The organism is Chryseobacterium sp. X308 (genome assembly GCF_020733145.1).
In the GTDB taxonomy this organism is placed as follows: Bacteria; Bacteroidota; Bacteroidia; order Flavobacteriales; family Weeksellaceae; genus Chryseobacterium; species Chryseobacterium cupriresistens.
In genome coordinates this window covers 1-7,440 of the sequence record NZ_JAJFZH010000048.1, presented here as the reverse complement: position 1 = coordinate 7,440, position 7,440 = coordinate 1, and the positions used below count along the sequence as shown (strand labels likewise).

At 37.8% G+C, this 7,440-nt stretch carries 7 protein-coding genes; 6 read left to right on the top strand and 1 reads right to left on the bottom strand.

Annotation, left to right across the window (positions count from 1 at the left end; translation table 11 throughout):
- On the top strand, window positions 1-320 hold a 320-nt coding region (locus LIV57_RS22715; RefSeq protein ID WP_227944431.1), incomplete at its 5' end, for a hypothetical protein.
- A 10-nt stretch (window positions 321-330) separates the two neighbouring features.
- Complete coding sequence (locus tag LIV57_RS22710) at window positions 331-1,395, top strand: DNA polymerase beta superfamily protein (protein ID WP_227944430.1); 1,065 nt, start codon at window positions 331-333, stop codon at window positions 1,393-1,395.
- 154 nt (window positions 1,396-1,549) lie between these two features.
- Here the strand turns inward: LIV57_RS22710 and LIV57_RS22705 are convergent, their stop codons facing one another.
- A complete protein-coding gene (locus tag LIV57_RS22705) occupies window positions 1,550-1,891 on the bottom strand; it encodes a TfoX/Sxy family protein (protein WP_227944429.1) in 342 nt (113 codons plus the stop codon).
- A gap of 339 nt (window positions 1,892-2,230) precedes the next feature.
- Between LIV57_RS22705 and LIV57_RS22700 the strand changes: the two genes are divergently transcribed.
- The 4 genes from LIV57_RS22700 (at window position 2,231) to LIV57_RS22685 (ending at window position 7,322) form a co-directional block, all read left to right on the top strand.
- Window positions 2,231-2,746, top strand: coding sequence for a DUF2975 domain-containing protein (locus LIV57_RS22700; protein ID WP_227944428.1), 516 nt, complete (start codon window positions 2,231-2,233; stop codon window positions 2,744-2,746).
- A 1-nt stretch (window position 2,747) separates the two neighbouring features.
- Complete coding sequence (locus LIV57_RS22695) at window positions 2,748-2,951, top strand: helix-turn-helix domain-containing protein (RefSeq protein ID WP_002980904.1); 204 nt, start codon at window positions 2,748-2,750, stop codon at window positions 2,949-2,951.
- A gap of 253 nt (window positions 2,952-3,204) precedes the next feature.
- Complete coding sequence (locus LIV57_RS22690; RefSeq protein ID WP_227944427.1) at window positions 3,205-4,077, top strand: ABC transporter ATP-binding protein; 873 nt, start codon at window positions 3,205-3,207, stop codon at window positions 4,075-4,077.
- A 2-nt stretch (window positions 4,078-4,079) separates the two neighbouring features.
- Window positions 4,080-7,322, top strand: a complete 3,243-nt coding sequence (locus tag LIV57_RS22685; protein WP_227944426.1) for an ABC transporter permease/M1 family aminopeptidase — start codon at window positions 4,080-4,082, stop codon at window positions 7,320-7,322.
- Window positions 7,323-7,440: the final 118 nt, after the last annotated feature.

The following is a 7,440-nucleotide window of genomic DNA, read 5'->3' as shown; positions in this document are numbered from 1 at the left end:
CCCCCCCAACCCCACCCCCGAAAGACCCTCCCCACCCTCCAATGTCTATAAAAAACAAAAATTATATTTTAGAAAATAAATCACAAATAATTATACCAAAGTATTATAACTTCGAAATTAAATTCCTTCAAGAATATAAAGAAGAACTCAATAACTTTTTATCTTCAACAGAAATTATACTTTCAAGAATGAAAAAAGACTACGAGCAACTTATTGGAGAAAAATTTGAGTTTGTTTTTGAAGATAATATTTATAAACCATATAAGATAATGGATATAGCTCAAAACTCCTGGGATATTCAGAATGGGAAAAAAAATTAAATGCTTTTAAATGACCATCCAAGACCTAAAAAACAAAAACCTTCTCCTCTTCGAAGCCATTTCCGGAAGTAGAGCTTTCGGGCTGGCAACGGAGAATTCTGATACGGATATCCGTGGGGTATATTATTTGCCGAAGGAAGATTTCTTTGGCCTGAACTATATTCCGCAGATTTCCAATGAAACGAATGACATTACGTATTACGAAATCGGGAGGTTTGTAGAACTGCTTCAGAAAAACAATCCTAATATTCTGGAAATTCTGGCCAGTCCGGAAGATTGTATTCTGTACAAACATCCGCTGATGGATTTATTGAAAACAGAAGATTTTATTTCAAAACTGTGCAAAGATACATTTGCAGGTTATGCTGTTTCGCAGATCAAAAAGGCAAAAGGTCTCAATAAAAAGATTGTAAATCCGATTGATAAAGAAAGAAAATCGATCCTGGACTTCTGTTTTATTTTGGAAGGACAAGGTTCTGTACCCTTGAAAAAATGGCTGGATGAGGCTGGTCTCTCACAGGAAAAATGCGGATTGATAAACATTGATCATACCAAGGGAATGTATGCTTTATTTTATGATGAATCGGGGACATTTGGATATAAAGGAGTTATTCAGAATGAAGAAGCTAATCAGGTTTCTGTATCCTCTGTTCCTAAAAAGGAAAAACCGGTTGCATATCTGTATTGTAATCTGGATGCCTACTCTGTTTACTGCAAAAATTATAGGGAATACTGGAAGTGGGTTGCTGAGCGTAATGAAGACCGTTATAATGTCAATCAGACTCACGGGCAGAATTACGACAGCAAGAATATGATGCACACCATCCGGCTGCTGCAGTCCTGTGAACAGATTTTTAAAACCGGTTCACTAACGATCCGTGTAGAAGACCGTGATGAACTGTTAGATATCAAAAGTGGCAACCAGTCGTATGAAAGTGTAATGCAAAGGGCAGAAAACCTGATAGAATCCATAGAAAGTCATTATTCTACCAGCACTCTTCCCGACTCTCCGGACCTGGAGAAAACCACAAAAACATTAATTCAGATCAGAGAAAAACTGTATCATCATGAATGATAAGTGATAAATGGTGGGATTGGTGAACTTCATCACTCCCACTCTCAAACACTCGCAACCCGTACCCCGTAACTCTCATCCACACAATCAAACCCCGAAACTCGCACCTCGTACCCCGCAGCTCGTCCACTCTCAAACACTCAAACCCGAAAACTCACTTCTTAGACGCCTTCGCTACGGGATTATAATCAAGGCAGATTTTAATCCAGTATTCAAAATCATCTGCTTTTTTAAAACCGACGGGTTCTACATAGCAATAGCCATTTAACTGTTTCCCTTTCATGATCATTGGGAGAAAGCCTATCTTCTCCGAAACCTCATCTTCCAACTCCGGGTCATAACGGCACATCAGGTTATCATGACTGATGTTGATGCACATCTTTCCGTTCACCAGAAAAGACAGTCCGCTGAACATTTTCTTTTCCTCGACCTCTATATTCTTTTCCATTGAAAGCCGTTCACGTACCCGGTCGGCAAGTTCAATACTGTAAGCCATGATTTCTTTTTTTTTTGATCTATCCTTTTTAATAATAATGGCTTCGACAAGCTCAGCCTGACAGTGCTTAAAAATTGTCGTTGGTATTCCAGTTGTCACCCTGAGCCTGTCGAAGGGCATCAATAAGAAAACCTTTGTTAATCATTAAGCTCGGGTATTAATTAAAGGGATAAGTTGATCAACTTTACTCTTATTAAAATTAATAAAAAACTGTGATTAACGCCTTATTTTTTAGTATTATTGATGAATTCAAAATTTAAGAATTAAAATTTTATTTAAATAAATTATTGTTTTACGATAATTTATTATACATTTGCAATAGTAATTACAATTCATACCATGAACCAGACCAAAATTATTGCAAGAATTTTATTTTATATCTGCGCCTTACTTTCGGCCGGATATTTAGTCACTTTTGGGTATTCCTTATTCTGCCTGATGAGCGGATTTGCGGTCACGCCTTATAAAGAAGGCCAGTTCCTTCACATCAATTATCCGTTTACAGAACAACCGTTTCTGAATATCGAAAACAATTATCCTTATATGATCTTTTCCTTTATGTTGGTGCTTATCACTTATGGAATCTTTTTCTGGTTATCCGCCGGGGTTTTCAAAGTGTTTTTCCAACAAAAACTGTTTACTCATGAAAATATCATTCAGCTTAAGAGATTTTACCTGTACAATATTTTTATTCCGCTTCCTCTGGTTATTATCGCGAGTTTCTTTGTGGAAGTAGAAAGTATGATATGGGGACTGGTGTTTATTCACTTTATGCTTGGAATTTTCTGCCTGTTTCTTGCGAATATCTTTAAGCAAGGACTACATTTGCAAAACGAACAAGACCTATTTATTTAAAATGCCAATTATAGTCAACTTAGATGTGATGCTTGCCAAACGAAAAATGCAGAGTAAAGAATTGGCAGAAAAACTGGGTATCACGCCCGTAAACCTCTCTATCCTGAAAACCGGTAAAGCCAAAGGTGTCCGCTTCGATACTTTGGAAGCCATCTGTAAAATCCTGGAATGCCAGCCGGGAGATATTCTTGAATTTAAAGAGTAAACGAGTTGCGGGATGCGAGTTTCGGGGTTTGAGGGTTTGAGAGTAAAAGGGTTTGAGAGTGGTGAGTATAAGAGTTCACTTCTAACTTCTAACTTCTAACTTCTAACTTCTAACTTCTAACTTCTAACTTCTAACTTCTAACTTCTAACTTCTAACCTCTAGCTTCTAGCTTCCAGCTTCCATCTTCCAGCCATTAACTTCTAAAATTGCTGTCGAAAGGCCGCCTGTCCTTCTATTCCCTAAACACAACGTTATGAACACATTAACCATCAACAACCTTAGCCTTACCTATAAAAATGGATTTCAGGCTATTAAAGACATTTCACTCGACATCAAAAACGGTATGTTCGGGCTTCTTGGTCCCAACGGAGCCGGAAAATCTTCTTTGATGAAAACTATTGTCGGACTTCAGAAACCGACCTTCGGAACAATACTTTTCAACGGAGTGGACATCGCCAAAAACCCTGATTATATCAAACAGAATCTCGGATTTCTCCCACAGGATTTCGGAGTATATCCGAAAGTTTCCGCGTACGACCTACTGGAACATATTGCCATATTGAAAGGGATTACCGACAAAAGCGAACGTAAAAAACAAATTCTGGGTCTGCTGGAAAAAGTCAACCTTTCTGATTTTGCTAAAAAAGAAGTCCATACCTTTTCTGGGGGAATGAAACAGCGATTCGGTGTAGCTCAGGCCTTATTGGGAGATCCGAAAATCATTATTGTAGATGAGCCCACTGCAGGGCTGGATCCTGAGGAACGCAATCGTTTCAACAGCTTGCTCAATGATATCAGCCAGGAGGTTATCGTCATTCTGTCTACCCATCTCGTTGAAGATGTCAGAAATCTTTGCTCAGAAATGGCGGTGATGAACCATGGGCAAATCCTTCGAAAAGGAAATCCGGGAAAACTGATTGCAGAGCTGGACAATAGAATCTGGTCAAAACCTATTGACAAAAATGAACTGGAAAGCTATCATTCCAGCTATGAAATCATCAGCAGACAGCTTTTGGAAAGAGAGCTTTATATCACTGTATTTTCTGAAGAATCTCCGAAAGACTTCAGTCCGGTAGCCCCATTGCTGGAGCACGTTTACTTCCACACACTCACCCAAAAACCTTAATCATGAATACGATATTTTTATTTGAAGCCGGACGCTCTTCCAAACACTGGCTCACCTATCTTGTGGCCTTACTTTTAATAGGAATGGGCATCTTTTCTGGTAATCAGTTCAATCTTTCAGTAGGAGAAGGGATTTATTTAAACTCTCCCTACACCATTGGTTTTATGACCGGAATGCTGAGCCTTGCCGTGATTTTTTTCGCTACGGTTTATGCCTTGCAGCTGCTTTTTAAAGACCAGGATTCAAAATTTGACAGTATTCTGTTTTCATTCCCATTGTCAAAACTCACTTACCTGAAAGGAAAATTCTATGCTTATTTTTTACAGACGTTTTTAAGTTTTTCTTTCTTAATGACAGGATTTATCATAGGTCAGGTAATGCGGACGGGAAGTGAAATGCAGGAAGGTTTTAACATTGTCCATTATCTATATCCCTTATTCATATTCGGTTTTATCAACAGTTTGTTTGTCTGCAGTTTTCTTTTTCTCATTGCATTTATTGTCAGGAAAAAACTGCTGGTTGTAGTAGGTGGACTGCTTCTGTATGTTTTTTATATGATTATCCTGCTGTTTTCCAATTCACCCTTTATGGCGGGAAGTCTTCCCCAGTCACTGGAAACGCAACAGTTTTCGGCTTTAATTGACCCTTTTGGATTATCCGCTTATTTTATGGAAGCCCGTGATCTCACAGCTCATCAGAAAAATATTCAACTGGTACCTTTCTCTGGTTATCTTTTGTTTAACAGAATTTTATTCTTTTTTATACCTGTTGGAATTCTTCTGCTTTCGCACAGATTATTTTCTTTCTCCAATACCTCCGGACAGAAAGTAAAAACATCAGGAAAAACTCTTATATTTTCGGAAACAAATGGAGCAGAATACTCCATTGTTACACCCAGATTCAATGGATGGAGTTCTTTCCGGTCCGTATTGTCCTTTACAAAAACGGATCTTACCTATTTGTTTAAAAGCATTGCCGTTCCTGCCGTTTCCATACTGTTGTTATTTTGTATCGGAATGGAAATGTATGCCGAAATTGAAAAGGGCATCCGCCTTCCACAGAAATATGCAGGTTCCGGACTTATGGCAGCAACCATTTCGGAAAATTTTCATCTGCTGGGTCTTCTGATTTCTGTATATTTTTTGAATGATATTTATTGGAGAAGCCAGTCTTCGGGGTTTTATCTGATTGAAAACAGCACCTATTTTTCCAAAAACCGGTTAACCGGACATTTTATCTCCATCAGTTTTCTGCTGTTTTTCTTCACCGGAATTGTAATTATTCAGGGAATTATTTTTCAGGCGGCTTATCAGTATTTTCATATTGATTGGAATGCTTATATCGGTGTTTTTATTTTCAATACCTTCCCTTTGATCCTCTTTTCAGGATTGATTCTTTTGATGAATGACAGGATTCCCAATAAATTCATTGCGCTTGGAGTTTCCATTCTTGCCGTTTTTATAGTAGCGGGTCCGCTTTCGGGGAAATTGACACCCTACCCTCTCTTCAGAATATTCTCAGATTTTAAAGGGACTTACAGTGAGTTTAACGGCTATGGAATTTATGAAAAAGCTTTTCTACAAAGACTATTATTCGGAACGGGAATTATCAGTATTTTATGGATGCTCAACAGCATTATAAAAATTAAAAAAGTTCCTGTACTTGCATCGGGCTTCAGTATCATTCTGCTCATCTCAGGAATCTTTGCCGGAGTATTATTTATGAAAGGTTATATTCCAAAAAATGAAGATCAGGCTATTCTAAACTCGGCAGCATATGAAAAAAACTATAGAAAATATGAAAAACTTCCCCAGCCGGATATCACCGATATTGCTACAGAAATTGCGCTGTATCCTTCGAAAAATGCTTATCAGATCATTGGAAAATATACCCTTAAAAATCAAACCAATCAACCTATCAATAAGGTTCTGATCAATTTTAATGAGGATTTAAAATTGGAATCTGCTGTGATAAAGTGTGGTACTGAAATCTCAAAAATTAATACCCATATTACAGAAGTTTCATTACAAAAACCTCTTCAACCGGGCAAGACTGCTTCTCTTGATTTTACATTATCTTATCAATGGTTTGCGGTCAACGGACACCAGTCTTTCAATGCCATTATTGAAAACGGATCTTTTATGAGAATCAGCAGGTATTATCCAACAATTGGATATCAGAAGGATAATGAAATTCAGGATGAAAAACAAAGAACCCAGTTCAACCTTGGAAAACTTGCTGAACTGAAAAAACCTGAAGCTCCTCAAGTTTCAAAAAAGGATTTTATCAATCTTACGATGATGATTTCCACCGAAAAGAAACAGACTGCCATAGGAACAGGAGATCTTGTCAGAAAATGGTCACAGGCCGGGCGCAACTATTTTAAGTATAAAGCAGATCAGATTCCTTTCCGGTTTGCCGTTTCATCTGCTGAATATAAGATCAAAAGCGTGAACTATAAAGGAATTTCCATCAATATCTTTTATCATCAGAAACACTTTGAGAATGTGAATCACCTTCTTGAAAATGCAAAGCTTACTTTAGATTATTGTCAGCAAAACTTTGGTCCATATCCTTTTAAAACCATCAATTTTGCAGAGATTTCTTCTTTTACCAGAGGTTTTGCGGCTACAGCCTATCCTTCTGCTGTTTTTATGCCTGAGGATATGGTTTTCCACGCCAATATTCTGGCCGATAAGAAACAGGATGTCATCAATGAGCTGGCAGGCCATGAACTTTCCCATCTCTGGTGGGGCAGCAGCCAGATAGCCCCTGATGACAGAGAAGGTTCTGTGATGCTTACTGAAACCCTCGCCATGTATACCGAAATGATGCTCTACAAAAAAATGCATGGCAAAGAAAAAATGATGGAAAGAATCAACGTACATCAGCAGATCTATGACAATGAAAAAGGACTGTCTGAAAATGTACCGATCTACAAAGCAACCGGAGATGTTCCCCATATTTCGTATTCCAAAGGAGCTGCCGCAATGGTACAGCTGAGTAACTTAATCGGTGAAAATAAAGTGAACCTGGCTTTGAAAAATTTCCTCAACAACAATCAATATCCAAAGAAACCTGGTTCATTGGATCTGATCAATGAGTTTTACAACGTTGCTCCGGATATTTCCACCAGAAAGCGAATCGACAGATTATTCAAAACCACAGAAAATATAACTTTTACTTCAGAGTCTAAAACTGCTTCTGTAAAGACAAAATCCAAAGAATCCGGTAACAGCTTTTAATTTTTTTTGAAAATTTTTTTCAGGAATTGTAACAAAGTAAAATGATGATTTACTAATTAATTGACATATCAATAATTGGTCTTTTATAAACATCTGACGCTTCTGACGTTATTAGGCG

Bases quoted from the DNA above. Each gene is read 5' to 3' on its own strand.
- LIV57_RS22710 (WP_227944430.1), top strand. From the start codon at position 331: ATGACCATCCAAGACCTAAAAAACAAAAACCTTCTCCTCTTCGAAGCC.
- LIV57_RS22705 (WP_227944429.1), bottom strand. From the start codon at position 1,891: ATGGCTTACAGTATTGAACTTGCCGACCGGGTACGTGAACGGCTTTCA.
- LIV57_RS22700 (WP_227944428.1), top strand. From the start codon at position 2,231: ATGAACCAGACCAAAATTATTGCAAGAATTTTATTTTATATCTGCGCC.
- LIV57_RS22695 (WP_002980904.1), top strand. From the start codon at position 2,748: ATGCCAATTATAGTCAACTTAGATGTGATGCTTGCCAAACGAAAAATG.
- LIV57_RS22690 (WP_227944427.1), top strand. From the start codon at position 3,205: ATGAACACATTAACCATCAACAACCTTAGCCTTACCTATAAAAATGGA.
- LIV57_RS22685 (WP_227944426.1), top strand. From the start codon at position 4,080: ATGAATACGATATTTTTATTTGAAGCCGGACGCTCTTCCAAACACTGG.